This window comes from Arthrobacter sp. zg-Y895 (genome assembly GCF_020731025.1).
Taxonomy (GTDB): domain Bacteria; phylum Actinomycetota; class Actinomycetes; order Actinomycetales; family Micrococcaceae; genus Arthrobacter_B.
The window spans coordinates 39,801-62,904 of record NZ_JAJFZY010000006.1; the positions used below are offsets into that span (position 1 = coordinate 39,801).

General features: G+C 65.0%; 21 protein-coding genes. 12 read left to right on the plus strand and 9 right to left on the minus strand.

Annotated features, from left to right (window positions below; all coding sequences use genetic code 11):
* The first annotated feature begins 29 nt into the window (after nt 1-29).
* On the plus strand, nt 30-575 hold the full coding sequence (locus LJ760_RS12230) for a GNAT family N-acetyltransferase (protein WP_227923380.1): 546 nt from the start codon (nt 30-32) through the stop codon (nt 573-575).
* On the opposite strand, the gene LJ760_RS12235 is transcribed toward LJ760_RS12230, so the two are convergent.
* Genes LJ760_RS12235 through LJ760_RS12255 form a run of 5 tightly spaced genes read right to left on the minus strand, consistent with a single transcriptional unit; the run spans nt 572 to nt 7,056 of the window.
* Nucleotides 572-1,564: an acetylxylan esterase gene (locus LJ760_RS12235; protein WP_227923382.1), complete on the minus strand. Its 993-nt coding sequence runs from the start codon at nt 1,562-1,564 to the stop codon at nt 572-574. The two genes, LJ760_RS12230 and LJ760_RS12235, sit on opposite strands and share 4 nt — an antisense overlap.
* A gap of 29 nt (nt 1,565-1,593) precedes the next feature.
* A complete protein-coding gene (locus tag LJ760_RS12240; RefSeq protein ID WP_227923384.1) occupies nt 1,594-3,957 on the minus strand; it encodes a glycoside hydrolase family 3 N-terminal domain-containing protein in 2,364 nt (787 codons plus the stop codon).
* 2 nt (nt 3,958-3,959) lie between these two features.
* On the minus strand, nt 3,960-4,778 hold the full coding sequence (locus tag LJ760_RS12245; RefSeq protein WP_227923386.1) for a carbohydrate ABC transporter permease: 819 nt from the start codon (nt 4,776-4,778) through the stop codon (nt 3,960-3,962).
* Nucleotides 4,778-5,728 carry a carbohydrate ABC transporter permease gene (locus LJ760_RS12250; protein ID WP_227923390.1) on the minus strand — a complete coding sequence of 317 codons (951 nt, stop codon included), beginning with the start codon at nt 5,726-5,728 and terminating at the stop codon, nt 4,778-4,780. The genes LJ760_RS12245 and LJ760_RS12250 overlap by 1 nt, the downstream gene beginning before the upstream one ends.
* Nucleotides 5,729-5,748: 20 nt before the next feature.
* Entirely contained in the window at nt 5,749-7,056 is a 1,308-nt protein-coding gene (locus LJ760_RS12255; RefSeq protein WP_227923393.1) for an ABC transporter substrate-binding protein, read from the minus strand.
* A gap of 139 nt (nt 7,057-7,195) precedes the next feature.
* On the opposite strand from LJ760_RS12255, the gene LJ760_RS12260 reads away from it, so the two are divergent.
* Nucleotides 7,196-8,221, plus strand: a complete 1,026-nt coding sequence (locus LJ760_RS12260) for a LacI family DNA-binding transcriptional regulator (RefSeq protein ID WP_227923396.1) — start codon at nt 7,196-7,198, stop codon at nt 8,219-8,221.
* A gap of 246 nt (nt 8,222-8,467) precedes the next feature.
* On the opposite strand, the gene LJ760_RS12265 is transcribed toward LJ760_RS12260, so the two are convergent.
* Nucleotides 8,468-9,952: an HNH endonuclease signature motif containing protein gene (locus LJ760_RS12265; RefSeq protein ID WP_227923398.1), complete on the minus strand. Its 1,485-nt coding sequence runs from the start codon at nt 9,950-9,952 to the stop codon at nt 8,468-8,470.
* A 485-nt stretch (nt 9,953-10,437) separates the two neighbouring features.
* Here LJ760_RS12265 and LJ760_RS12270 point away from each other — a divergent pair, with 485 nt between their 5' ends.
* The gene (locus tag LJ760_RS12270) at nt 10,438-10,743 is read left to right on the plus strand and encodes a hypothetical protein (protein WP_227923400.1); all 306 of its coding nucleotides are present in this window, start codon (nt 10,438-10,440) and stop codon (nt 10,741-10,743) included.
* Nucleotides 10,744-10,789: 46 nt separating this feature from the next.
* On the opposite strand, the gene LJ760_RS12275 is transcribed toward LJ760_RS12270, so the two are convergent.
* Nucleotides 10,790-11,179, minus strand: coding sequence for a VOC family protein (locus LJ760_RS12275; RefSeq protein WP_227923401.1), 390 nt, complete (start codon nt 11,177-11,179; stop codon nt 10,790-10,792).
* A gap of 171 nt (nt 11,180-11,350) precedes the next feature.
* On the opposite strand from LJ760_RS12275, the gene LJ760_RS12280 reads away from it, so the two are divergent.
* Entirely contained in the window at nt 11,351-12,253 is a 903-nt protein-coding gene (locus tag LJ760_RS12280) for a DUF5996 family protein (protein WP_227923402.1), read from the plus strand.
* A gap of 12 nt (nt 12,254-12,265) precedes the next feature.
* Here the strand turns inward: LJ760_RS12280 and LJ760_RS12285 are convergent, their stop codons facing one another.
* Both LJ760_RS12285 and tcuA read right to left on the minus strand, forming a co-directional pair.
* Nucleotides 12,266-12,949, minus strand: a complete 684-nt coding sequence (locus LJ760_RS12285) for a GntR family transcriptional regulator (RefSeq protein ID WP_227923405.1) — start codon at nt 12,947-12,949, stop codon at nt 12,266-12,268.
* A 61-nt stretch (nt 12,950-13,010) separates the two neighbouring features.
* Nucleotides 13,011-14,489, minus strand: a complete 1,479-nt coding sequence (gene tcuA, locus LJ760_RS12290) for an FAD-dependent tricarballylate dehydrogenase TcuA (protein ID WP_227923406.1) — start codon at nt 14,487-14,489, stop codon at nt 13,011-13,013.
* 219 nt (nt 14,490-14,708) lie between these two features.
* Here tcuA and LJ760_RS12295 point away from each other — a divergent pair, with 219 nt between their 5' ends.
* The 8 genes from LJ760_RS12295 (at nt 14,709) to rbsK (ending at nt 22,993) form a co-directional block, all read left to right on the plus strand.
* The gene (locus tag LJ760_RS12295; protein WP_227923408.1) at nt 14,709-15,689 is read left to right on the plus strand and encodes a Bug family tripartite tricarboxylate transporter substrate binding protein; all 981 of its coding nucleotides are present in this window, start codon (nt 14,709-14,711) and stop codon (nt 15,687-15,689) included.
* Complete coding sequence (locus LJ760_RS12300) at nt 15,686-16,312, plus strand: tripartite tricarboxylate transporter TctB family protein (RefSeq protein WP_227923417.1); 627 nt, start codon at nt 15,686-15,688, stop codon at nt 16,310-16,312. Before LJ760_RS12295 ends, LJ760_RS12300 begins: the two co-directional genes overlap by 4 nt.
* Complete coding sequence (locus tag LJ760_RS12305) at nt 16,312-17,850, plus strand: tripartite tricarboxylate transporter permease (protein ID WP_227923419.1); 1,539 nt, start codon at nt 16,312-16,314, stop codon at nt 17,848-17,850. Before LJ760_RS12300 ends, LJ760_RS12305 begins: the two co-directional genes overlap by 1 nt.
* Before the next feature lie 151 nt (nt 17,851-18,001).
* Entirely contained in the window at nt 18,002-18,955 is a 954-nt protein-coding gene (locus tag LJ760_RS12310) for a sugar-binding transcriptional regulator (protein WP_227923422.1), read from the plus strand.
* Nucleotides 18,956-19,046: 91 nt separating this feature from the next.
* Entirely contained in the window at nt 19,047-19,703 is a 657-nt protein-coding gene (gene deoC / locus LJ760_RS12315) for a deoxyribose-phosphate aldolase (RefSeq protein ID WP_227923424.1), read from the plus strand.
* Complete coding sequence (gene fucP, locus LJ760_RS12320; protein WP_227923426.1) at nt 19,703-21,049, plus strand: L-fucose:H+ symporter permease; 1,347 nt, start codon at nt 19,703-19,705, stop codon at nt 21,047-21,049. Before deoC ends, fucP begins: the two co-directional genes overlap by 1 nt.
* Entirely contained in the window at nt 21,036-22,058 is a 1,023-nt protein-coding gene (locus LJ760_RS12325; RefSeq protein WP_227923429.1) for an aldose 1-epimerase family protein, read from the plus strand. Before fucP ends, LJ760_RS12325 begins: the two co-directional genes overlap by 14 nt.
* A gap of 5 nt (nt 22,059-22,063) precedes the next feature.
* Complete coding sequence (rbsK, locus tag LJ760_RS12330; protein ID WP_227923440.1) at nt 22,064-22,993, plus strand: ribokinase; 930 nt, start codon at nt 22,064-22,066, stop codon at nt 22,991-22,993.
* The last annotated feature ends 111 nt before the right edge of the window (nt 22,994-23,104 follow it).

Consider the following 23,104-nt stretch of genomic DNA (forward strand, 5'->3'; position numbering starts at 1 on the left):
TGCTCTTTCAGCCGCTGTAGACTTCCCGGATGCTGACCCTGGAAACGCCCCGGCTGACCCTGCGCCCTTACACTTCCGAAGACGCGGACTTCGTTCTGGACCTGTACTCCCGCATGGAGGTGCAGCGCTTTCTGGGCGCCAACCCTAAGTTGATGCGGGACCGGGCCGAGGCGCTCACCCTCATTGAGGCGTGGTCCCGCAGGGATGACGGAACCTGCGGCATCTGGGCGGTGCAGGAGAAGACGGTGCAGGACCAGGACACCGGGAACCTAACCGGAACGCTGCTGCTGAAGCCCATCCCGGCGTCGGGCCCGGAGCGGAAGCCTTCGGGCGACATCGAGATCGGCTGGCACTTCCATCCCGACAGCTGGGGCAAGGGGTACGCGTCGGAGGCCGGTGCCGCTGTGCTGGCACACGCGTTCGCGGCGGGCCTGCCGCAGGTTGTGGCCGTCACTAACCCTGCCAACACGGCATCGATGCGGGTCTGCGGGAAGATCGGGTTGCAGCACCAGAGCAGCACGGACCGGTACTACAACACCGTCTGCGAACTGTTCACCGCCGAGAACCCGAACTAACCCGCCAGCTGCTTCTGCAGGAACGCCAGCGCGGCGACGTCGTCCTCGATGGCCCCGGCTTCGTGCCCGTTGAACGGCCACACCGTCAGTTCCTTCGGACCGGCGTAGCTGTTGTACGCGGCGTAGACCGTGGACGGGGGAGTGATGGTGTCCATCAGCGCCACCGAGAACAGTGCAGGGGCGGTTGAGCGCGGAACCAGGTTCACGGCGTCGAAATAGGCCAGTGTCTCCATCACCGTCTCCGCCTGCCCACGCTGGACCGCAAGGTAGTCCCGGATCTCGCGGTACGGATAAGAATCGGTGACGGTCACGGCCCGCGGGAGATCGGACAGGAAAGGAACGAACGCGACGACGGCGGCCACGTCCGGGCAGAGCGCCGACGCCGCGAGGGCCAATGCCCCGCCCTGGCTCTGTCCGAGCACGGCCACCCGCGCCGGATCCACCTGCACCGACGACACCTCCGACAGGGAGCGCATCGCCTCCACCGCGCGGACCGCGTCGGTGAACAGCCGCCGGTAGTAATAGGTGTGCGGGTCGAGCACGCCGCGGGTCATCACGCCCGGGACCTGCGGTCCGGCGCTGCCGGCGGCGTCGGGCGTGGTGCCCTTGCTCCAGCCGGCTCCCTGCCCGCGGGTATCCATCTGCAGGTGCGCGAACCCGGCCGAGGCCCAGAACAGATTCTCGTGCGCATCCCCGCGTCCGCCGCCGTAACCGACAAACTGCACGACGCCGGGCATCGGACCGTCGCCGCCGATGCTCCGGGCCGGCAGCCGCAGCCAGGCCCGGATGGGTTCACCGCCGAAGCCCGGAAACACCACATCGTAGAGCTCCACGGTCCGCAGCCCGCTGGGGTAGGGGGTGGCCTCCACCGCCAGCGGGTGCTGCCGTGCCTCGTCCAGGGTGTCCGCCCAGAACCGGTCCAGGTCCTCCGGGGTACGGGTGCTGCCTCGATAGGCGGCCAGCTGGTCGGCGGGCAGGTCGGAGTACATGCTGTCTCCCGGGTTGAAGGAAAAGGAACTCAGCCCAGCGGTGCCACGTCCGCCGGGCAGTGCAGCCGCCGGGTGTGGTCCACTACCCGCACGGTTCCGGTCAGGCTAACACCGGCCGTACCGCGGATATCGGCGCTCGACGCCCCGAGCCGCAGCTCCAGGTCCCCGGGCTCCACAATGCGCTGCCCGTCCCGCCCGGTGAAGGACGCGGCGTCGGCCGGAACCGTGAACCGCACCTTCGCCGCTTCTCCGGAGCGCAGCGGGACCCGGGCAAAGCCGGCCAGCCGCTGTACCGGGCGCACTACCGAGGCCACCGGATCGTGCAGGTAGAGCTGGACGATCTCGACGCCGTCGCGCTCGCCGGTGTTGGCTACGGTCACGGAAACGGACGTTTCGCCGTCGACCCCGAACTCCGCCGGACCGTCCAGGGCGACGTTCGACCACTCGAAGCTGCTGTAGCCCAGCCCGTGGCCGAACGCGAAGGCAGGAGTCGGGTCGATGCTGGACACATCGCTCATCTGCGCGAGCGGAGCAGCCAGATAGGTGGACGGCTGCGCACCGGGGGACGCCGGAACGCTGACCGGCAGCCGGCCGCTGGGATTCACCCTGCCGCTCAGCACACCGGCGATTGCCGGACCGCCCTCTTCGCCGGGGAAAAACGCGTGCACAATGGCGGCGGCTTCCGAAGCGGCGCGGCCCAGGGCATAGGGGCGTCCGGTCAGCAGCACCAGCACCACGGGTTTGCCGGTGTCCAGCAGTTCATTGAGCAGCTGCTGCTGCACTCCGGGCAGGACCAGCGACTCGGTATCGCAGCCCTCGCCGCTGGTGCCGCGGCCGAACAGCCCGGACCGGTCACCCAGCACGGCCACGACGACGTCGGCCTCCCGGGCGGCGGACAACGCGTCGGCAAATCCGTCTGTCTCAGGTCCGTCCACGCTGCAGCCTGCGGTCACGGTCATCGCGCTGTCGGGGAATTCGCCGCGCAGCGATGCCGCCACGGTGGGCAGCTCGATTCCCGCTGCCACCTCCGGGTGCTGCACACCCACGTGGGCGGGGAAGGAGTAGCAGCCGAGGAACGCCATCGGGTTGTCAGCATTGGGTCCGACGACGGCGATGCGGCCCGGCGCTGCCAGCGGCAGGATTCCGTTGTTGGCGGTGAGGATCAGTGCTTGCTCGGCGACCTCGGCCGCCAGGGACCGGTTCTCCGGCCGGTCCAGATCCACCGAGCCCAGCACACCGGACGAGTCCGTAAGGTCCATACCGGCCAGGGCTGAGGGCACCGGCGACCAGTCCGGATCCAGCAGCCCGAGTTCGACCTTCTGCGTCAGGACCCGCAGCAGCGCGGTGTCGATCACGGATTCGTCCAGCCGCCCGGACTGCACCTCTTCGATGAGGTGTTCGCCGAACGCATCCACGGTGGGCAGTTCCACGTCCACGCCGGCGGTCAGCGCAGCCGCAGCTGCCTCGCCGAGCGAACCGGCCACGCGATGCAGTTCCTTGAGGAAGCCGATCCCGAAGTAGTCGGCCACCACCGTTCCGTCGAAACCCCATGTCTCGCGGAGGAGCCCGGTGAGGAGTGAGCGGTCCGCAGCGGAGGGGACGCCGTCGACGTCGGTATAGGCGTGCATCACCGAGCGCGCCCCGGATTCCCGCACTGCCATTTCGAAAGGCACCAGCAGTACGTCCGCGCGTTCGCGCGCACCGACGGAGACCGGGGCCAGATTGCGGCCGGCCTTGGATGCCGAGTAGCCGACAAAGTGCTTCAACGTGGCCACCACGCCCGCGCCTTCGAGCCCGCGGATGTAGGCCGAAGCGATGCTGCCCACCAGATAGGGGTCTTCGCCGATGGTCTCTTCCACCCGGCCCCAGCGGGCGTCACGGACGACGTCGAGCACTGGTGCGAGGCCCTGATGCACGCCGACCGAGCGCATGTCGGTGCCGATGGCCGCACCGATCCGGCCGATCAGTTCCGGGTTGAACGTGGCGCCCCAGGACAGCGGCACCGGGTACGCCGTTGCGCCCCAGGCCGCGAACCCGGCCAGGCATTCCTCATGCGCCATGGCCGGGATGCCGAACCGGTTGGACTCGGCGATCCGCTGCTGCGTGCGCATCAGGGACAGGGCGCCCATGCCGGCGTCGACCGGCAGGGTGCCGAACGGCCGGGTGAGCTGGCCCAGCCCGTTCGGCAGGAGATTCTCCAGCGGCACCGGTTTCTTCATGTCGTGCTGGTGGGGTGCCACCTGGCCGCCTTCGCTGGAGGCGCCCACCCAGACGCCGAAGAGCTGGGCGGCCTTTTCCTGCAGCGTCATCTGTTCCGCCAGCCGGGCGGCGCGCTCGCGGGCGGTCAGCGACGTGTCCCGCCAGGGGAGGTGCTGAACTGTTGTTTCTGTCATGTCTACTTTCCGCCAACGCCCATAAGGCCCTGGACCAGTGCGCGGCGCGCAAAGAGGTACACCAGCAGGACGGGAATCATGGAGAGCATCACCGCGGCGAGGATGCCCGGCACATTGATGCCGTACTGGGTTTGGAAGTTGAAGAGGCCAAGCGTGATCACCTTGGTGGATTCCGACTGGGTCAGGATCAGCGGCAGCAGGAACCCGTTCCAGCCCTGCAGTGCTGCGAACACCGCAATCGTGGACAGGCCGCCCTTGGACAGCGGCAGCACCAGGCGCAGGAAGGTGCGTGTGGTGGACGCTCCGTCTACCGACATCGCCTCGTAGAGTTCCGGCGTGATGTCCCGCATGGTCCCGGAAAGGATCAGCGTGCAGATCGGCAGCGCGAAGGCGGCGGTCGGCAGGATGATGCCCAGCAGGGTGTCATACAGGCCCACCGAGTTGATCAGGTAGAACATCGGCACAATCACTGCCTGGACCGGAATAGCCAGCCCGAGCAGGAAGAACCGGAAGATCAACGTGGTGGAGCGGGACTGGCTGCGCACAATGGCGTAGGACAACGGCGGCACCACCAGCAGGACAATGCCCACCACGCCGGCCGTGACAATGAAGGTGTTCAGGAAGTACTTGCCGAACCCGCTGTCAAAAACCATCAGGAAGTTTTCGAAGGTCAGGCTGGTGGGTACGGACAGCGGGCCGTTCGCGCTGAATTCGGGGCGGGTCTGCACGCTGGCGGCAATCATGACGTACAGCGGCAGGGCAACGATCAGGAGCCAGACGGTGACGGCAGCTCCGGCAATGTAATTGGGGCGGGTACGCATCAGACTCCCTCCATGGTGCTGCGCATTTTGTCGTAGCCGGAGGCCTTCACCATGATCAGCGAGACGGCGGTGGCCACGACCACCAGGACCAGGGCGATGGCGGAGCCCATGCCGAAGTTGTAGCGGCGGAAGGCTTCCTCATACATGTAGAAGGCGGTGATGGTGGTGTCCGTTCCGGGTCCGCCGTCGGTGAGGATCAGCACCGTCTCGAAGGTGGTCAGGCCGCCGACCACCATCAGGATCACGGAGGTGATGATGCTGTTGCGCATTTGCGGCAGCGTGATGGAGAAGAACTGGCGTGCCCGTCCGGCGCCGTCGATTTCCGCGGCCTGGTACAGCACCGGCGGAACGGATTTGGCAGCGCCTTGGTAGATCAGCGTGTGGAAGGGGGTGAACTGCCACATGCCTACGAAGATGATCACGCCGATGGCGGTGGACTGGTTGCCGAAGAGGTTGCCGTCCCCGAACAGCCACTTGAGCTGTGCCGGAACCCCGAAGTTCGGATCCAGCAGGGCCCGCCACAGTACGGAGATGGCCGCGGAGGAGAGCAGCAGCGGGAGGAAGAAGATGGCGCTGAGCACGGCGCGATTGCGCTGTGGTCCTGCTGCCCAGACACCCAGCAGAATGCTCACCGGAGTCTGGGTGGCAACACCAAGCACAATGAACAGCACACTGAGCCACAGGCTCTTGAGCATTACCGAATCCCCGGCAAGGGTTTCCCAGTTCTCCATGCCGACAAACTTCGGGTCGCCCAGCCCCGTCCAAGTCATAAAGGACAGAACGACGACGGCGATCAGCGGTACAACGGCGAACAGCAGGAAAAAGACGGTGGCGGGCAGGGTCCAGGCGACACCCGGACGGTTCAGCCGGGCCCGGCCGGCCCGCACCGGACGACCCTTGGCGGGGTTGTCCGGTGCGGCCGGGGGCCGAGGTGGAAGCAGAGTGGTCATGGTCTCGGCAATCGGTCCGGCTATTTCTTCAACGACTGCATGGCTTCAATGAAGCCGTCTTCGTCGATGCCTCCTGCGAAGAAGTCGGCAACAGCGCTGTGGATGGTGGGTGTTGCGGCCGGCGGGTAGGCCTGGTCCCAGGACAGCTGGAAGTTAGGCGCATCCTGCACAAGCCCGAACTGGAAGCGGGCGTAGTCCGGGTTGGTGGCCTGGTCCAGGAACTGTTCGGTGCTGGTGGTGGTGGGCAGGTTGCCGATGGCCATCTGCTCCTGAACGAACTCGTCCGAGTACATCAGCTTCAGGAAGTCACGTGCGGCTTCGGGATAGCGGGTGTCCTTGAGGACGGAGTAGTAGTTGTTGGTGTTGCCGACCAGGTTGGCAGGATCTCCCTTGCCGCCCTCGATCTCGGGGAATTCGCTCCAGCCCAGGCCGCTGGCTGCGAACTCGGGGTTGACGTCCTGGATGGTGGAGTACTCCCAGGAGCCCATGAGTTCGAAGCCTGCCTGGCCGCTGGAGAGCAGGGTGTGGGAGCCGCCGTCGGTGAACTTCACGGACTGGAAGTTGGTGCCGAAGGCCCCGGTGTCCACCAGTTCACGCAGCATGCCCAGCGATTCCCGGCTTTCTTCGGAATCCCAGACGTCGGTGTCGCCGTCTATGGCGGACTGGAAGAGTTCCGGCCCGGCTACGCGGTCATAGACGTAGGAGAACCACATCTGGGTGGGCCATTCGTCGCCGCCGCCGAGTGCGATCGGGGTCTTGCCTGCAGCCTTGAGCTTCTCGACGGCGTCGAGCAGTTCGTCCCAGGTCTGCGGTGCTTCCTCGATGCCTGCCGAGGCGAGCACTTCCTTGTTGTGGAAGAGCATTACGGGCTGGGTGCCGCGCATCGGCACTCCGTACGGGGTGTCATCCACCGTGGCGACGTCGAACACCGAGGGAAGGAAGGCGTCCTTCAGCTTCGGATCCTCCTCGATGAAGTCATCCAGCGGCATCAGCAGGTCTGCGTCCACGAAGTCGGAGATGCTGCCTCCGCCCCAGTTGAAGAAGATGTCCGGTGCTGCGTCGGTGCTCATGACGGTCTGCAGCTTCTGCTGGTATTCGGCACCGGGGATGGTGTCCAGCACCACCTTCACGTCGGAGGTCTCATTGAAGCGTTCGACCATGGCGGATTCGACGTCGTTGCTCGCGTCTCCGTAAACGAGGACATGGATCTCATTTTCGGGACGGTCCGAGGCAGCGGAGTCGCCGCCTCCACAGCCGGCCAGGGTGAGGCCGAGCGCCAGTATGCCGGCGGTGGCCAGGACCGGGGTCCGGGACGAGGGTTTGTTCATCGTTGAACACCTTCCGAAAGTTTCGGTATATTGGTCGAAAGTTACTAGACGCCGTCAGCATAAGATGTGCGTAATGTGATGCGCAACACTTTTCGATAAACTGTTGTCCGCGCTGGCTCGAACACCCGAAGGACTACCTATGCAGTCATCACTGCCGCAGCACCCGGTCACGCTGGCAGACCTGGCCTCCGAAGCCGAGGTTTCACTCTCGACAGTTTCGAAAGTTCTCAACGGCAGAACAGACGTTTCGCGGAAAACGCGGGCGAAAGTCGAGGCGTTGCTGGAGGAGCACGGCTATCGCCGTAAAGGCGGGGCCAAGTCGCGGCTGCTGGAACTGGTGTTCCACGAACTCGAAAGCGCCTGGGCGCTGGAGATCATCCGCGGAGTGGAGAACATTGCCCGGGAGAAGGGCCTGAGCGTGGTCCTGACGGAGAGCGGAACCCGGCACGCGCCGTCGCCCGAGTGGGTGGAAGGGGTCATCGCCCGGCGGCCCGTCGGCGTCGTTCTGGTCTTTTCCGACCTGGCGCAGGACTCGCGTCGGCAGCTCGAAGCGCGGTCGATTCCGTTTGTCATCATCGATCCTGCGGGGGATCCGGCTCCGGACGTGCCGTCCGTGGGGTCGGCAAACTGGTCCGGAGGCATGATGGCCACCCGCCACCTGATCGAGCTGGGGCACACCCGGATTGCTGCGATCACGGGGCCGGAGGACATGATGTGTTCGCTGGCGCGGATTGACGGCTACCGATCTGCGCTGAACAACGCCGCGCTGCCGCTCGACCGGGATCTGATCAGGTACGGAAACTTCCACGTTGACGGCGGCCGCGATCACGCGCTGGAGCTGCTGTCGCTTCCGGACCGGCCTACTGCCATCTTTGCCGGCAGCGACCTGCAGGCGCTGGGCGTGCTCGACGCCGCCCGGCAGCTGGGTATCAGTGTCCCGGACGAACTGTCGATTGTCGGATATGACGATCTACAGGTGGCGCAGTGGTCCAGTCCTGCGCTGACCACCGTGCACCAGCCGCTGATCGAGATGGCCGAAGAAGCTGCCCGCATGGCGGTCCGGTTGTTCGAGGGGGAGCGGCCGAACAACCTGCGTCTGGATCTGGCCACGTCGTTGGTGGTGCGGCAGAGCACTGCCCGGGTGCCTGCGGCCGTCAGTTCATAGGCACGGTGGGCTCCCGGTCGTGGCCCGAGGCGCCCGGGTTGCCCACTGCTGCCGGCGTGAGCCCGGTGAGTCCGTCCGCGGTGAGCCCGCGACGCCGCGAGCCGTGAGCCCTGACCCTGTGACCCTGTGACGCCGTGAGCCCGTGAGCCCGTGAGCCCGTGAGCCCGTGAGCCCGTGAGCCCGTGAGCCCGTGAGCCCGGGCCGACACACGGACTTCCGGTCCTTGTGCCCCGCTTTCCATTCCGCTCAAAACGGCGGCGCAGCCTGGTAGGCGCTATGTTCATGGTCTGTCTGCGCATGATCCTTCCTCAGACCGGGTGGCGGCTGCTTAGGATCCGTCCGCGGGTCCGTCGGCTGCTGAGAAACCAAATCGAGAAACGGCTCGGTCCGATAAACCCGGCCGGTAGGTGAAGTCCACTCGATCACCCCGGGTGTTGGCTGACAGGCCTTCCAGAACCCGAGGGTCTTGAACCGGTGATGCCGGCGGCACAGGTGCTCCAGATTTCCGTGGTCTGTGGGACCGCCACGTGCCCAGTCGACGGTGTGGTCAATGTCCGCATTGGCGGTACTGACCCGGCAGCCGGGGAACCTGCACGTTCCGTCCCGTGCGCGAAGCCAGCGTTTTAGCCCGGCCGGGACCTTTCGGCGTCTCCCGACCCCTAAAATTTCCCCGGTTTGTGGGTCCTGGGTTAGTCCGGTCAAACCTGCAGCATTCCTAGCCAGTCTCCGGGCTTCTTCGGCGCTGATGGGACCGTAACCGTGCAGCTCTGCGGGTTCGTCGTCGGCCCCGAAAAGGGTTTCCGCGCTGATCAGGACCATGATCTCCGCCCGCGGGACAATCCCCTCGTCCGGGCCGGTTGGGCGCAGGGCAGTCCCCTCCGGGACGTCACCCAAGCCGGTTCGTTCCTCGTCTTGGGTGGCTGCATCAGTGTCAGTGTCAGTGTCAGTGTCATTACCGATGCGCCCGGTGCCGCGTCGGACTTCTGTCGCGTCTCGGGTTCCGGCCACATCCGGGGTTCCGGGCGCGGTGAAGATACCCCTGCTGCCGCCCATGAGCAGCTGGGCCAGAATATCCGCACGCAGCTGATCCGTGGTCCGGAAATCCCCTCCCGCCTGCTCACCCCGCGCCGCAGTGCTGAGAGCGGTATAGATCTGCTGCGCTTCCGCAGCACGCAGATAGGCCGACAGGCAGGACATGCCGTCCTCTTCCCGGTCCAGGGTGACTTTGCGCTGCTCGAAAGCAGTCAGGTGCCGTTTGCTTATGGTTTCCGGGAATGTCTTTTCGCGCAGCCGCCGGGCCTTAGCTGAGAACTGCGTCCGCGTCTGACCCTCCGCAGCCTTCAGCAGGTCCGCTTCGAACCCGGGGAGTTTCTCCGCGGGAACGTTCTGGCACTGTTCCAGGACCACCTGCGCATGCTGGTACGAGAAGCGGCCCTCTTCCAGCCCGGCCAAGGTCGCGGTATGGGTGCCGCACAGCTGCCCGGCCTCGCTCAGCAGCCGCTGGCCGGTCACCTGCGGAACATTCAGGATGGCGGCGCATTCGGCCGCTGCGAGGCTGAAAGCGATCCCGGATTTATCCCGCTCCGACGGGTCGAAGAAGTTGTCCCGGAAGATTTGCTCCATCCGGTGCACCAGACGAGCCTCCAGCGCCTGCGTCCACGCGAGCAGGTGCGCCATCCGGCGGAGAGCCTCTCCGACCATGTGCTCGTCGAACGATTCAAGGTTCTGCAATGCAAGGATTCCGGTGAAACCGTCCGGGTAGGCCTCAACAGGATCGGCACCGGAACCCGCGGAGCCGAAGGTACGCTCGCCAGCGACCCCGGCAGACGCTCCGGCCGCAAGTTCCGCCCTATATACAGACAAACTGACCGGGGAGCAGGGCGCATCCGCTTCGCCAGCGTGCCCCTCCGGCTGCTGGTCTTTAGTGCCTGGCACTTCGTTTGTCGGTTCGGTATTCCCGAGCTGATCCATACCTCAGGATTTCATCCGGCACTGACATTTCCGGGCCCAAACCAGCCCCTAAATGGCCTCCCCGGAAATCAAAAATACCTGTCTTTTCTGCAGCACTACCTAGCCCGGGAACCTGGCTCCGGAAGGTGCCGCCGGGGGAGCCCCCAATGCCTCGGCACCGATATCTCAGCACCCAGGTTCGACGGCCCACCTGATCATCGCTAAGGTCAGCGGGACCGATACACCGGAGAGAGAGCCGCCCAGCTATGCCGCAAAGTGTTGAAGACGTCCGCGATGAAATCCTCTCGGCCGCTTCTGCCGTCCGAGCCGCAGCGAGAGTGGACGGCGACGAGTGGCGGAGTGGGGTGGCAAACCGGATTGAGCACATGTTTGCCGGCATTACTGAGGTTTCCGACCTGCGGGAGAGAGCCGCTGACTGCCTGCGCCTGTATGGAGGGATGGGCTCCTTTGCGGACGTCGGCACCGAGGCCATGGCTGGCGCGGTCAACAAGCTGCGCGTGCCTTTGGTCCGTGCGCGCACTTTCGCGTTAGACCAGACAGGCCCGCGCTGAGCCTGTCGGACCACCCGGCGACCCGGCGACCCTGCACCCGGCGGGCTCAGCCCGCAGGCGGTGAAAGGATTTCCACCCGGTTCCCGAAGGGGTCCCTGCAATGGAACCGCTCGTAACCCTCGAAGGTGTACCGGTCAGTCCAGGAGACCTCGAAGCCATGCAGCGAGAGCCTGGCCCCCAGTTCCTCCAGTGCATTCGCAGAATCCAGCAGCAGGGCAGGGTGCGCCTTCCTGGCAGGAACAAAGGGGGAGTCCACTCCCAGATGAATCTCCGCGACGACGGCGTCGCCGTCGAACGCCCGGAACCAGCAGCCTCCCCGGCCGGCGAGCGACGGCGGCTTGCCCACCTCAGTCAGTCCCAGTGCCTCACCGTAAAACCGGCGGGCCTGGTCCTCCCCGCCTGTGGGTATTGAAACCTGTACATGGTGCAGCCGCATGAATCCCCCCCCGAGTCCCGACTGATTGCAGTAACGAACCGAATTGTGCCAGAAGGTGCCGTTGACCGGCTCCGGGGCGGGTTCCAGACTGGGAGCAGCACGTTCGCTGTCCGCCACCGAGCCCCCGCCACCGAGCCCCCGCCACTGAGCCCCCGACCGAAGGCGCTTCCCATGGACCAGAACTTCCTGAATTACCCGGACTGGCAGGCCACCGCCGATACCCTGCACCTCTACCTGCAGGTGGCGGGCAAGGTGAAACTGGAGCGCAGCTACCCCGAACCGGAATGGGGCCACGTGCGGATGCCCCTCACCGTCCAGGGCATCGGAACCGGCATCATGCCGGGACCCGATACGAACTTCGAGATCTACTTCAACCTGCACCAGCATCATGTGGACGTGCAGAACACCAATCACATCCGCACCCGGATCGAACTCAGCGACGGCCTCAGCGTGGCGGACTTCTACCGTCAGCTGATGGGGGCGCTGGAATTCATCGGGGCGCCCACAGCCATCAACACCGACCCCCAGGAATTCTACGATCCGGTGCCTTTCGACGCCGACACCAAGCACTCCACCTATGACAAGCAGGCGGTGGAGGTTTTCCTGGACAACCTGCACTTCGCGCATCGAAGCCTTGGACAGTTTCTCGGCCCGGTGCGCGGAAAGGTCTTCGCGCCGTCGTACTGGTTCGGCACCATGGACCTTTCCGGAACAATCTTCAGCGGACAGTCGGAGCCGTACCCCGGAAACGGAGTGATTGCCGTGAACTGCTTTGATGAGCGGTTCTGCGAGTTCGGGTTTTGGCCCGGCGACCCGTCCTCCACGGAACCCGCGTTTTACGTGATGCCCTATCCCTTCCTCTCCAACATCGGCAGCTACGGCACCATGCTGGCTCCGGCAAAGGCAGAATTCCTCACTAAGTCCAGCGAATTCATCCTCACGCTCAAGGACGCCTTCTCCTATGACGATCCGCAGCAGGCAGTGGTGGACTTCTGCCGCACGAGCTTCGACATCCTGCAGCGGCTGGATCCGTGGGACGACATCGACTGGATCACCGAACCGCTGACCTACTGATGGTTGGGCCGGCTAGCGGGTGAACGGCGGCAGCGGCTGCCGAAGCGCACCCTCGCGCAGGAGCTTCAGCCGGATCTGCCGCGCGGTTTCCATGTGATCGCGGGCGATGCGGCGGGCGGCCTCCACGTCCTGGCTGTCGATGGCGCGGATCAACGCGGCGTGCTCGTCGAGAGCAACGTCCCAGCGCGAGTCCACGGACAGTGTGGACTGCGGCGCATGGACCAGGTGTGTGCTGAGCCGTTCCAGCAGGTCGGTCAGCACGGGATTGTGGGCGCACTCCCAGACCGCGGCATGGAATTCCAGGTTGGTGGTTATCCGGGTTGCATCGTCGGGATCCGTAAGCCGGCGGTCCCGCTCCAGCAAGGCTTCCAACCGCATCAGGTCCGTGAATTGGCGGGCCCGTGCCGCCTGTCCGGCTGCTTCTTCCTCGAGCAGGATGCGCATGTCGTAGATCTGGATGACCTGGGCAGGTTCAATCCGGGTCACCTGCAGGCCGCGGGCAGCTCGTTCGAGCAGCCGTTCCTGGAGCAGGCGGGAGAGCGCCTCCCGGATGGGTGTCCGGGAGACGCCGAATCGTTCGGCCAGGTTTACTTCCCGCATCGCCGTGCCGGGCCGGTGCACGCCGGAGAGGATCTCACTGCGCAGAGTTGCGAAGATCGACTCGCCGTCCATGCGTGCTGATGCTGCTTGCGCCACTTAGTGTCCTAGGAAATGATGCGGAAAACTGCCGAATTGTCGGTCCCCACAATACGGGAGCTCAGGCCAGGGAGCCTGCCCTGCGGCCGAAGACGCAGCCTGCCGCCAAGCCGGAACCGCCGGGATAGTTAACGCTGAACAGCCCGCCCAGCATCTCGCCGGCCGCGTATAGCCCCGGTATATGGTTGCCGTCCACGTCGAGCACGCGGCCGTGCGTATCGCCCTTGACCCCGCCGAAAGTAAACGTGATGCCGCAGGTGACGCCGTAGGCATAGAACGGGCCGGTTTCCAGGGGAACCGCCCAGTTGCTCTTCACCGGCTCTGTCTGGGCGGAACGGCCGTCCAGGATGTTGGGGTCAAAGTCGACGCCGCGATCCACCGAGGCGTTGAACGCGGTGACGGTCTTCTCCAGGGCCTCGGGGTCGATGCCGATTTTCGCCGCGAGTTCGGCAATGCTGTCCGCGGTTTCCACGGAGACGCCGGGCATGTCGTATTCCTCGGTCCGCAGCATGGGCCGCAGCGTGGCGTCGAAAATCTGCCAGGCGACCGAGCCCGGCTGGCGGAGGATTTCCCGTCCGTATTTGGCATAGGTGTAGTTGCGGAAATCTGCACCCTCATCCAGGAAGCGCTCGCCGTCACGGTTGACGATGATGCCCAACGGATAGCTCTGCCGCGTAAGGCGGTTGGTCAGCTCGCGGTTGCTCTCATTGTTTTCGGTGAAGGCATCCCACTGCACGCTGTGGCAGGTGTTCCAGTCGCCGCCGCGTGCAGCACCCGCTTCCAAGGCCGCGAGAATCATGTCTCCGGTGTTGCAGGGAGTGCCGCGCACCTTGGCGTTTTCCCACCCCTCGCCGAGGTGTTCCCGGCGCAGTTCGGGACTGGATTCGAAACCGCCGGCGGTGAGGATCACCGATTCGGCCGAGATCTCGTATTCGCCCTCGGGACCGGAAACAACGACGCCGGTGACCCGGCCGCCGTCGAGCACCAGCCGGGTCGCCGGGCTGCCGTAGCGGATGTCGATGCCGTGCTCCAGGGCCACGCGGGTGTGGTCCGCCATCATGCCCTCGCCGCCGCCCACATTGCCGACATGCAGCCCGCCCCAGAACAGGTAGCTTCCATCGGGCCGCTGGTAGGCCTGGCGCTCGTACATCAGCCGGTACTTCAAGCCCAGGCTGTTCAGCCAACGCAGCGTGGACTGGCTTTCGGCAATAAGCACCTCGGTGAGCCCGGGATCATTGCGTCCTTCGGTGACCTTGGCCAGATCTGAGGCGTAGTTCTCCGCCGTGTACGGCGGAACCACGGTGGAGGCATGCCGGTCATCGGGTTCGACCAGCCCGGCCAGGTCCTCCAGCCCGCCGTGGACAATCCGGGTGGCGCCGGCCGTGTAGAAGCTGTTGCCGCCGGAAAGCTCCTGAGTTCCCTTTTCCAGCAGGATGACCGAACGGCCCCTTTCAGCTGCGGCGTGGGCGGCGGTAAAGCCGGCATTGCCGCCGCCCACTACTACGACATCAGTGCGGACGGGACCGGGTTTCTCTGCCATCTTTATGCTCCTGTGATTCGGTGTATACGAGTGTATACAGTGCTCCGTGGAATGGCCACGAGTCTACGAGACTTCAGCACTTCGTCAAATAACCGGACCCTAATTCGTATTGTGACTTCGCGATGACGGGGCTTATTGTGGTGAGCTACGTCACTTCCGGTATATGTATTTGAGTGTGTACAAACGTCTCCACCACAACGAAGTAATGGAACGGGAAACATGAAAAAATCTCTCCGTACGGGAGCGTTTGCCCTCGTGGTCGCCGTGGTCACCCTTCTGGCGTTCTTCAATGCAGCTGCGTCCGGCGGGACCGCCACGGCCCGCAGCAAACTCACGCTCATCGCGCCGGCCGCCCCCGGCGGCGGCTGGGACGGGTTCGCCCGGGAAGCCCAGCAGGCCCTGCGCAGCAACGGGGTGGTGAATAACCCGCAGGTAGTCAACGTCCCCGGAGCCGGCGGCACCATCGGCCTCAGCCAGTTCGTCCAGACTCCCGGACGGGAGGACGCACTCCTGGTCACCGGCGGCGTCATGGTGGGAGCCATCGAACTGGCGGACAACCCGGAGTCGATGGCCGACGTCGTGCCGATTGCCCGCCTCGCTGACGATTACGCGGCGCTTGTGGTTCCGGCGGACTCCGAGTTCCAGACACTCGACGATTTCCTGACGGCGTGGAAGGCGGACCCGGGAGCCAATTCGATCGGCGGCGGCTCTCTCGGCTCCATCGACCATCTGCTCAGCGGGCTGCTCGCACAGAAGATCGGCATGGATCCGAGCACGGTGAACTACGTGGCCTACTCCGGCGGCGGCGAGGCGCTGACCTCCCTGCTTTCCCACACAACGGCCGTCGGCATGTCCGGGTACAACGAGGTGGCAGACCAGATAGAGTCCGGCACCCTGCGTGCGCTGGCCATCTCCTCCGCGGAACGCCTCGACGGGGTGGACGTGCCCACCTTTGTGGAGCAGGGGGTGGATGTGTCCATGTCCAACTGGCGCGGCGTCGTTGCAGCTCCGGGTATTTCGGAAGAGGCGAAGGCGGAGTTCATTTCCATCGTCACGGAAATGCGCGAATCCGATGATTGGAAGGACACCTTGGAACGCAACAGCTGGACGGACAGCTTCGCCACAGGGGAAGAATTCGAAGCCTTTATCGAAGAAGAAGTCTCCACGGCCCAATCAATTGTTAAGGAGCTCGGACTATGAGTCTTGCCCAGGACAAGCCGGCTCCGCTGCAGCGGACGGCGCCGCCGCGGCGCCCCGCCCTCGAAGGGCGCAGCGAACTGATCGTGGTGGCGGTTCTCTACGCCCTCGCCGTTTTCCTCACCGTCGGCACTGTCTCCATGAATGTGCAGGGCAGCGCAGTACCGGGACCGCAGTTCTTCCCGGTGCTGGTCTGCATCGCCCTCTACGTGGTGGCCACGGCGCTGGCGATCTCCGTCATCCGGCGTCCCAACATCCCGGATACCCGCATCCACCCCGGCCGCGGCAACTTCTCCGGCGCCATGCTCGACGACCTTTCGGGCGAGCACGAGTTCTCCACCCCGCACCCCGACGCCGCGGCCTCACCCACGTGGAAAACCTACTCGGACTGGCGGACCGTGAGCCTGGTGGTGGGCGGCGTGGTGGTCTTCACCGCCGCGCTCAACATCCTGGGCTGGATCATCAGCGCCGCGTTCCTGTTCTGGGTGGTCTGCTACGCCATGGGCAGCAAACGTCCCGGCTTTGATGTTGGCGTATCCCTGCTGTTCTCCTCCATTGTCCAGCTGGCCTTCGGCGCCGGCCTCGGCCTCAACCTGCCCTCCGGCTTCCTGGGAGGGATGTTCTGATGGATCAGCTCGGACTGCTTTTTGAAGGATTCGCACACGCCCTGACTCCGGTTAACCTGCTCTGGGTCCTGATCGGTGCGGTACTGGGCACGGCCGTGGGCGTGCTGCCCGGACTCGGCTCCGCCATGGCGGTGGCGCTGCTTCTTCCGGTCACCTTCTCGCTGGAACCCACTGCCGCTTTCATCATGTTCGCCGGCATCTACTTCGGCGGGTTGTTCGGTGACTCCACGGCCGGCATCCTGCTCAACACCCCGGGCAACTCCTCGGCCATTGCCTCCACCTTCGAGGGCCACCGCATGGCTAAGAACGGCCACGCCGCCAAGGCCCTGGCCACCGCAGCCATCGGTGCCTTCATCGGCGGACTGATTGCCACGACGCTGGTGGTGTTCTTCGCACCAACGCTGGTGCGCCTCGCCACCGTATTCGGCCCGGCAGAGTACTTTGCCCTGGCGGTCTTTGCCTTCCTGGCCATCTCGGCAGTTGTCTCCGAATCCGTAATCCGCGGGGTGGCCGCGCTGTGCATCGGCCTGGCCCTCGCGCTGGTCGGCATCGACGGGCCGAGCGGCACCGCCCGCTTCACCCTCGGCCTGCCGCAGCTGTTCGACGGCATCTCCATCATCGTGATCACGGTGGGACTGCTGGCACTGGGCGAAGTGTTCCATGTGGCCTCACGGATACACCGCGACCCGGTGGCCACCCGGATCCAGGCAGGCGGCAACGCCCGGATCAACTTCCGGGACTTCCGCAAGGCCCTTCCAGCCTGGCTGCGCGGCACCGCATTCGGAGCCCCTTTCGGCCTGATTCCGGCCGGCGGCGCAGAGGTGCCGACGTTCCTGGCCTACGGCACGGAAAAGCAGCTGGCCAAGCGCCGCGGAGATCCCGAGTTCGGCACCACCGGTTCCATCAAGGGACTGGCCGCACCGGAAGCGGCATCGAATGCCACGGCAGGAACCGCCATGGGTGCGCTGCTGGCGCTGGGCCTGCCGACGTCGGCCACGGCGGCAATCATGCTCGCCGCCTTCCAGCAATACGGCATGCAGCCGGGACCGCTGCTGTTCGAGCGCAGCGGAGACCTGGTCTGGGCGCTGCTGGCCTCGCTGTTCATCGGCCTGGTGATGCTCCTGATCATCAACCTCCCGTTCGCCAGCGTCTGGGCCAAGCTGCTGAGTATTCCCCGGCACTACCTCTACGCCGGGATCACGGTGTTCTCGGTGCTGGGTGTCTATGCGGTGAGCTCGTCGCTGATCGACTTGTGGCTGCTCATCGCAATCGGCCTGGTCGGCTTCATGATGCGCCGCTACAGCATTCCGCTGGCTCCGGTGCTGATCGCCGTCATCCTCGGTCCGATGGCCGAGACTGAACTGCGGCGGGCCTTGGCCGTATCCGAGGGGGACCTGGGCATTCTGGTGGGCAGCCCCATCACCATCACCCTCTACCTGGTGCTGGTTGTGGCACTGGTTGTCAGCGGCGTCCAGCACCTGCGGCACCGGCGGGCGGACCGGCAGACGGATGAACCGACACTGGCCCCGGTGAATTAGGCCGAGGGGTAAACAGTCCGGGACCCAGTCGGCCGTGGTTCGAACGAACTGCGGCCGACTGGATCTGCGGCTGGTTCCGCAGCATACTGCCGGAGATGGAAGAATCACCTGTGAGCAACCTCATTGGCGAGGGTGTGACAAGGGGGAAACAATGGATGCGCGGGATGAACAGGCGCTTGACGCGGTCAAGCTCTATTACGGAACCGGACTGTCGCAGGGCGAGGTTGCCCAGCGGCTGGGGCTGTCGCGTCCCACTGTTTCCAAGCTCATCCAGCACGGCAAGGACCGAGGGTACGTCTCCATCCAGATCCATGACCCGCGGGAGCAGGAATCCTCACTGGCTACGGAGCTGTGCAACGCCTTCGGCCTCTCCGACGTCCGCCTCGCCGTCGTGCCGGAAAACGGACCCGACCTGGTGGGGGAGCTCGGCAAGGTAGGCGCGGCGCTGCTGGCCGAGAACGTCGACGACGGCGATTCGGTGGGCGTCACCTGGGGCTCCACCATGTACGCCGTGGCACGTAACCTTCAGCGTCAGGAACGCCGCGGGGTGGAAATCATTCAGCTCAAAGGCGGGGTTTCCTACACCACCCGGGCCACCAATGACTTCGAGACCATCACCCTGTTCTGCAATGCCTTCGGTGCGTTTGCCCGGACCCTGCCGCTGCCGGTGATTTTCGACAGCGTAGAGGTCAAGCGGCTCGTGGAGGAGGAGGAGCACATCCGGCGGGTCATCGACATGGGCCGGGAGTCCGACGTCGCCGTCTTCACCGTGGGTGCAATCCGCCCGGACGCCATGCTGTTCAACCTTGGCTACCTCAGCGAGACGGAGGAGGCAGGCATTGCCGCGCACGCGGTGGGGGATATCTGCTCCCGCTTTTTCGACGACGACGGGAACCCCTGCGTCCCGCAGCTGGACGAGCGGACGGTCGGAATCACGCTGCAGGACCTGCGCAGGGTGCCCACCCGCCTCATGGTCGCCGGCGGCGAGCACAAGGCGACGGCTATCGAAGCCGCGCTGCGTGCCGGATATGCGACGCATCTGGTGATCGATCAGGACACCGCCCGGCAGGTATTGCGGACGACCCGCCAGCGAGCCGCTTCCTAGCAGTAACAGCGGAAACTATGTCAATAGTTGGTTTGACATGTGTTCCGAGCCACTTCTACAGTGAGTGAAAACCCTCAATGAGGAGGCTCACATGTCGAAGATTTCGCAGCTCATCGATCACACCCTGCTTGCCCCGACGGCAACAGCCACGCAGATCGACACCCTGGTCCAGGAGGCCGTTGAACACGGGTTCAAGACGGTTTGCGTCAACCCGGCCTGGGTCAGCCGGGCCCGCCGTGCCGTAGAAGGAACCCCGGTCGGTGTGTGCACCGTTGTCGGCTTCCCGCTCGGCGCGTCCACCACGGCCGTAAAGGTTTTCGAAACCACCGACGCCGTCACCAACGGTGCGCACGAGGTGGACATGGTCATCAATATCGGCTGGGCACTCGCCGGCCAGTGGGATGACATTGAAGCGGAAATCCGCGCCGTCGTCGACGCCGCCGGCTCCGATGCCCTGGTCAAGGTCATCCTCGAAACCTGCCTGCTGACTGCCGAACAGACAGCGGAAGCCTCGCGCCGCTCCGTCGCTGCGGGTGCGGACTTCGTGAAGACCTCCACCGGCTTCTCCAAGCACGGCGCCACCGTCGAAGCCGTGCAGCTGATGCGCAAGACAGTGGGACCCGACCTTGGCGTCAAGGCCTCCGGCGGTGTCCGCACGCCCGAGGATCTCGCCCGGATGGTGGAAGCCGGTGCCAGCCGCATCGGAGCCTCCGCCGGCGCAGCCATCCTGGCGGGGAGCACCATCTAATGCTCTTCAAGACTTCAGCCGTCCAGCAGCCGGACGGCTACCTCAGCCGTATCCCGTGGTTCCAGTTCCTTCTGATCTCCCTGTGCTTCCCCCTGTGGGGCGCCGCGGCCAGCCTGAACGACATCCTCATCACGCAGTTCAAGTCCGTGTTCACCCTTTCGGACCTGGCCACCGCCTTCGTCCAGTCGGCGTTCTACGGCGGCTACTTCGTCATCGCGATTCCCGCCTCCCGCATCATCCGCCGGTTCACGTACAAGACGGGCATCCTGATCGGCCTCGGCGTCTACATCGTCGGCTGCGCGGCATTCTTCCCCGCGTCGCACATGGCCACGTACAGCATGTTCCTGGTGGCCCTGTTCGCCATCGCCATCGGCCTGAGCTTCCTGGAAACGGCCGGCAACACGTACTCCACCATGCTTGGCCCGAAGCCCACCTCCACGCTCCGGCTCAATATCTCCCAGACCTTCACGCCGCTGGGTTCCATCCTGGGCATCCTGCTGGGCAAGTACCTTGTCTTTACCGACGGCGACACCCTGGACGCGCAGATGGCCGGCATGACCATGGAGGAGAAAACGGCCTTCAGCGCCGAAATGCTGCAGCGGACCCTGCTGCCGTACCGCTACATCATCATGATCCTGGTGGTGGTCTTCATCGTGGTGGCGCTGACCAAGTTCCCGCACTGCAAGCCGCTGGGTGACCGGACGCATTTGGCCACTGCCCGTGTGGGGGAGACCCTGGCGTATCTGGCCCGCAACAAGGAATTCCTGCGCGGCATCTTCGCCCAGTTCATGTACGTGGGTATGCAGACCGCGGTATGGTCCTTCACCATCCGGCTGGCGCTGAACCTGGATGATTCCATCAACGAACGCGATGCCACCAACTACATGGTGTTCGCCTTTGCCGCCTTCTTCCTCGGCAAGGTCGTCGCCAACTTCCTGATTGCCCGCTTTGACGTAAACGCCGTCCTGATGGGCTTTGCCGCCCTCGGCAGCCTGGCCCTGGTGTACGTCATGCTGGTTCCGAACATCACCGCGGTCTGGGCCGCAGTGCTGGTCTCGGGTCTATTCGGTCCCTGCTGGGCCACCATCTTCGGCCGCACGCTGGACACCATCACGGACAAGCGCCACCAGGAAACCGGCGGTGCCGTGCTGGTTATGGCCATTGTCGGCGGAGCAGTCATCCCCGTGGTCCAGGGCCTGGTCTCGGACGCAACCGGTTCCCTGCAGTTCTCCTTCGTTGTATCCCTGGTCTGCTTCGTGACGGTCCTGCTGCACTTCGGCCGTCAGCGCCGGATAACCGGGCGCACCATCAGCACGGAAAAGGAAGCCGAGTATGTTTCGCATTAATCTGGCCCGGTCCGCCTTCTCCGCGGTTCCGGTAACCCTGGCAGAATCGGACGAATTCACGGTCACGGGTATCCGGTACCCCTCCGGCGTCGAGTCCGTCACCGTGGCCAACGCCCGCGGCCGGGTGGAAGTCCTGCCGTTCCTGGGGCAGATGGTCTGGGATGCGGAGTTCGACGGCGTGAGCCTGCGGATGGATTCGCCCTTCCGGCAGCCCTATCCCGCCACTTTGATCGAAGACACCTACGGCTGCTTCGCCTTCCACTCCGGACTGCTCGCCGCCGGTTGCCCGTCGCCGGAGGATAACCACCCGCTGCACGGGGAGTTCCCGTGTGCGGTTTTCGACGAAGCCTGGCTCGAAATCGACGCCGACTCCGTGGCCGTCTCCGGGCGCCATGAATTCGTCAAGGGATTCGGTGACCACTACGAGGCCGTTCCCGCCGTCCGCCTCCGGGCTGGTTCGGCCATGTTCGACATCGACCTGTCCGTGACCAACCTGTCCGCAGTACGCACCATGCCGCTGCAGTACATGTGCCACATGAACTACGCCTACTCGGACGGGGCGCGGATGACGCAGTCCCTGCCCGACGGCGCGTTCAAACTGCGCGGGACCGTGCCGGCGCACGTCTTCCCGACGCCGGAGTGGACGGTCCTGAACGAGGCCATCCGCAGCGGGCAGGTCGCCGCGGACGTGCTGGATGCGGCCCAGGGGTATGACCCGGAAATCGTGTTCCTCGCTGATGACCTGCCGGCGTACGGGCAGGACCTGGAGTTCCGGCTCGAGCGCACCGACGGCATCACGTTCTGCACGCGCTTCTCCAGCACGGACTTCCCGGTGGCCACCCGGTGGCTGCTGCACAACCCGGATCAGCGGGTGGCGTCATTTGTCCTGCCCGGTACATCCCGGCCCGAAGGATTCCTCGCCGCGAAGGCAGCGGGAACGTTGATTGAACTGGCTCCCGGAGCGTCCCGCTCCTTCCACGTCAGTACCGGCATTACAGAGGAGGCGTAAGCCCGTTGGATATTGCAGTAATCGGCTCAAACATGGTGGACCTGGTGTCCTATCTCAGCCGCATGCCGGACGAAGGCGAAACGGTCGAAGCTTGGGACTTCTCTATGGGCTGCGGCGGCAAGGGAGCCAACCAGGCCATGGCTGCCGCCCGCATGGGCTCCTCGGTCCTGATGCTCACCCGGATCGGCAATGACGCGTTTGGCGAAACCACTCGGAGCAACTTCGAGGCCAACGGCATCGACACCACCTATGTCCTGGAGACTGAGGCCACCAGCGGCGTCGCGCCCATCTTCGTGGATGACAACTCACGCAACTCAATAGTCATCGCCAAGGGTGCCAACGCCTTCCTGACACCGGGGGACATCGAGGATGCAGCCGAGGCGATCTCCCAGTGCTCCCTGATCGTGCTGCAGCTGGAGGTCAACCTCGAGACCGTTTATGCGGCAATCGACTTCGGCAACCGGCACGGCATTCCCGTCCTGCTGAACCCCGCTCCGGCCACGCCGGAGCTGGACTTTGCCCAGGTGGCAAAGTGCGACTACTTTGTACCCAACGAAACCGAGCTGGCCCTGCTCACCGGGATGCCGGTGGAAACCCTTGACCAGGTGCAGGCCGCGGCCGGATCCATCCTGGACCACGGCGTCAAGAACGTCATTGTGACCATGGGATCGCGCGGGGTCCTGTGGCTCTCGGCCGCCGGCCCCGTCCTGATTGAAGGCCGGACCGTCCCCGCCCTGGATACAACGGGCGCCGGCGATGCGTTCATCGGCTGCTTCAGCCACTGCCTGGTGGAATCCGGAGACGTCCCCGAGTCGCTGGCCACGGCGAACGCCTACGCTGCGGATTCCGTCACCCGGCGCGGCACCCAGACCTCTTACGCCACGCGGGAGCAGTTCGAACGGAATACGGGCAGGGCACCGGGCGCCGCCGCCTGACCGGTCCGGCTTCGGCATGAGGCTGCTGTGACACGACTCCGACCCCGGGGGGCCATTGTGTCGCAGCAGCCTTTTTTGTTGCGTGCGGGGATTCACCCTTCCACTACAATC

What these genes read in the sequence shown, in the direction of transcription:
- LJ760_RS12230 (WP_227923380.1), top strand. Translation starts at nt 30, where the DNA reads ATGCTGACCCTGGAAACGCCCCGGCTGACCCTGCGCCCTTACACTTCC.
- LJ760_RS12235 (WP_227923382.1), bottom strand. Translation starts at nt 1,564, where the DNA reads ATGTACTCCGACCTGCCCGCCGACCAGCTGGCCGCCTATCGAGGCAGC.
- LJ760_RS12240 (WP_227923384.1), bottom strand. Translation starts at nt 3,957, where the DNA reads ATGACAGAAACAACAGTTCAGCACCTCCCCTGGCGGGACACGTCGCTG.
- LJ760_RS12245 (WP_227923386.1), bottom strand. Translation starts at nt 4,778, where the DNA reads ATGCGTACCCGCCCCAATTACATTGCCGGAGCTGCCGTCACCGTCTGG.
- LJ760_RS12250 (WP_227923390.1), bottom strand. Translation starts at nt 5,728, where the DNA reads ATGACCACTCTGCTTCCACCTCGGCCCCCGGCCGCACCGGACAACCCC.
- LJ760_RS12255 (WP_227923393.1), bottom strand. Translation starts at nt 7,056, where the DNA reads ATGAACAAACCCTCGTCCCGGACCCCGGTCCTGGCCACCGCCGGCATA.
- LJ760_RS12260 (WP_227923396.1), top strand. Translation starts at nt 7,196, where the DNA reads ATGCAGTCATCACTGCCGCAGCACCCGGTCACGCTGGCAGACCTGGCC.
- LJ760_RS12270 (WP_227923400.1), top strand. Translation starts at nt 10,438, where the DNA reads ATGCCGCAAAGTGTTGAAGACGTCCGCGATGAAATCCTCTCGGCCGCT.
- LJ760_RS12275 (WP_227923401.1), bottom strand. Translation starts at nt 11,179, where the DNA reads ATGCGGCTGCACCATGTACAGGTTTCAATACCCACAGGCGGGGAGGAC.
- LJ760_RS12280 (WP_227923402.1), top strand. Translation starts at nt 11,351, where the DNA reads ATGGACCAGAACTTCCTGAATTACCCGGACTGGCAGGCCACCGCCGAT.
- tcuA (WP_227923406.1), bottom strand. Translation starts at nt 14,489, where the DNA reads ATGGCAGAGAAACCCGGTCCCGTCCGCACTGATGTCGTAGTAGTGGGC.
- LJ760_RS12295 (WP_227923408.1), top strand. Translation starts at nt 14,709, where the DNA reads ATGAAAAAATCTCTCCGTACGGGAGCGTTTGCCCTCGTGGTCGCCGTG.
- LJ760_RS12300 (WP_227923417.1), top strand. Translation starts at nt 15,686, where the DNA reads ATGAGTCTTGCCCAGGACAAGCCGGCTCCGCTGCAGCGGACGGCGCCG.
- LJ760_RS12305 (WP_227923419.1), top strand. Translation starts at nt 16,312, where the DNA reads ATGGATCAGCTCGGACTGCTTTTTGAAGGATTCGCACACGCCCTGACT.
- LJ760_RS12310 (WP_227923422.1), top strand. Translation starts at nt 18,002, where the DNA reads ATGGATGCGCGGGATGAACAGGCGCTTGACGCGGTCAAGCTCTATTAC.
- deoC (WP_227923424.1), top strand. Translation starts at nt 19,047, where the DNA reads ATGTCGAAGATTTCGCAGCTCATCGATCACACCCTGCTTGCCCCGACG.
- fucP (WP_227923426.1), top strand. Translation starts at nt 19,703, where the DNA reads ATGCTCTTCAAGACTTCAGCCGTCCAGCAGCCGGACGGCTACCTCAGC.
- LJ760_RS12325 (WP_227923429.1), top strand. Translation starts at nt 21,036, where the DNA reads ATGTTTCGCATTAATCTGGCCCGGTCCGCCTTCTCCGCGGTTCCGGTA.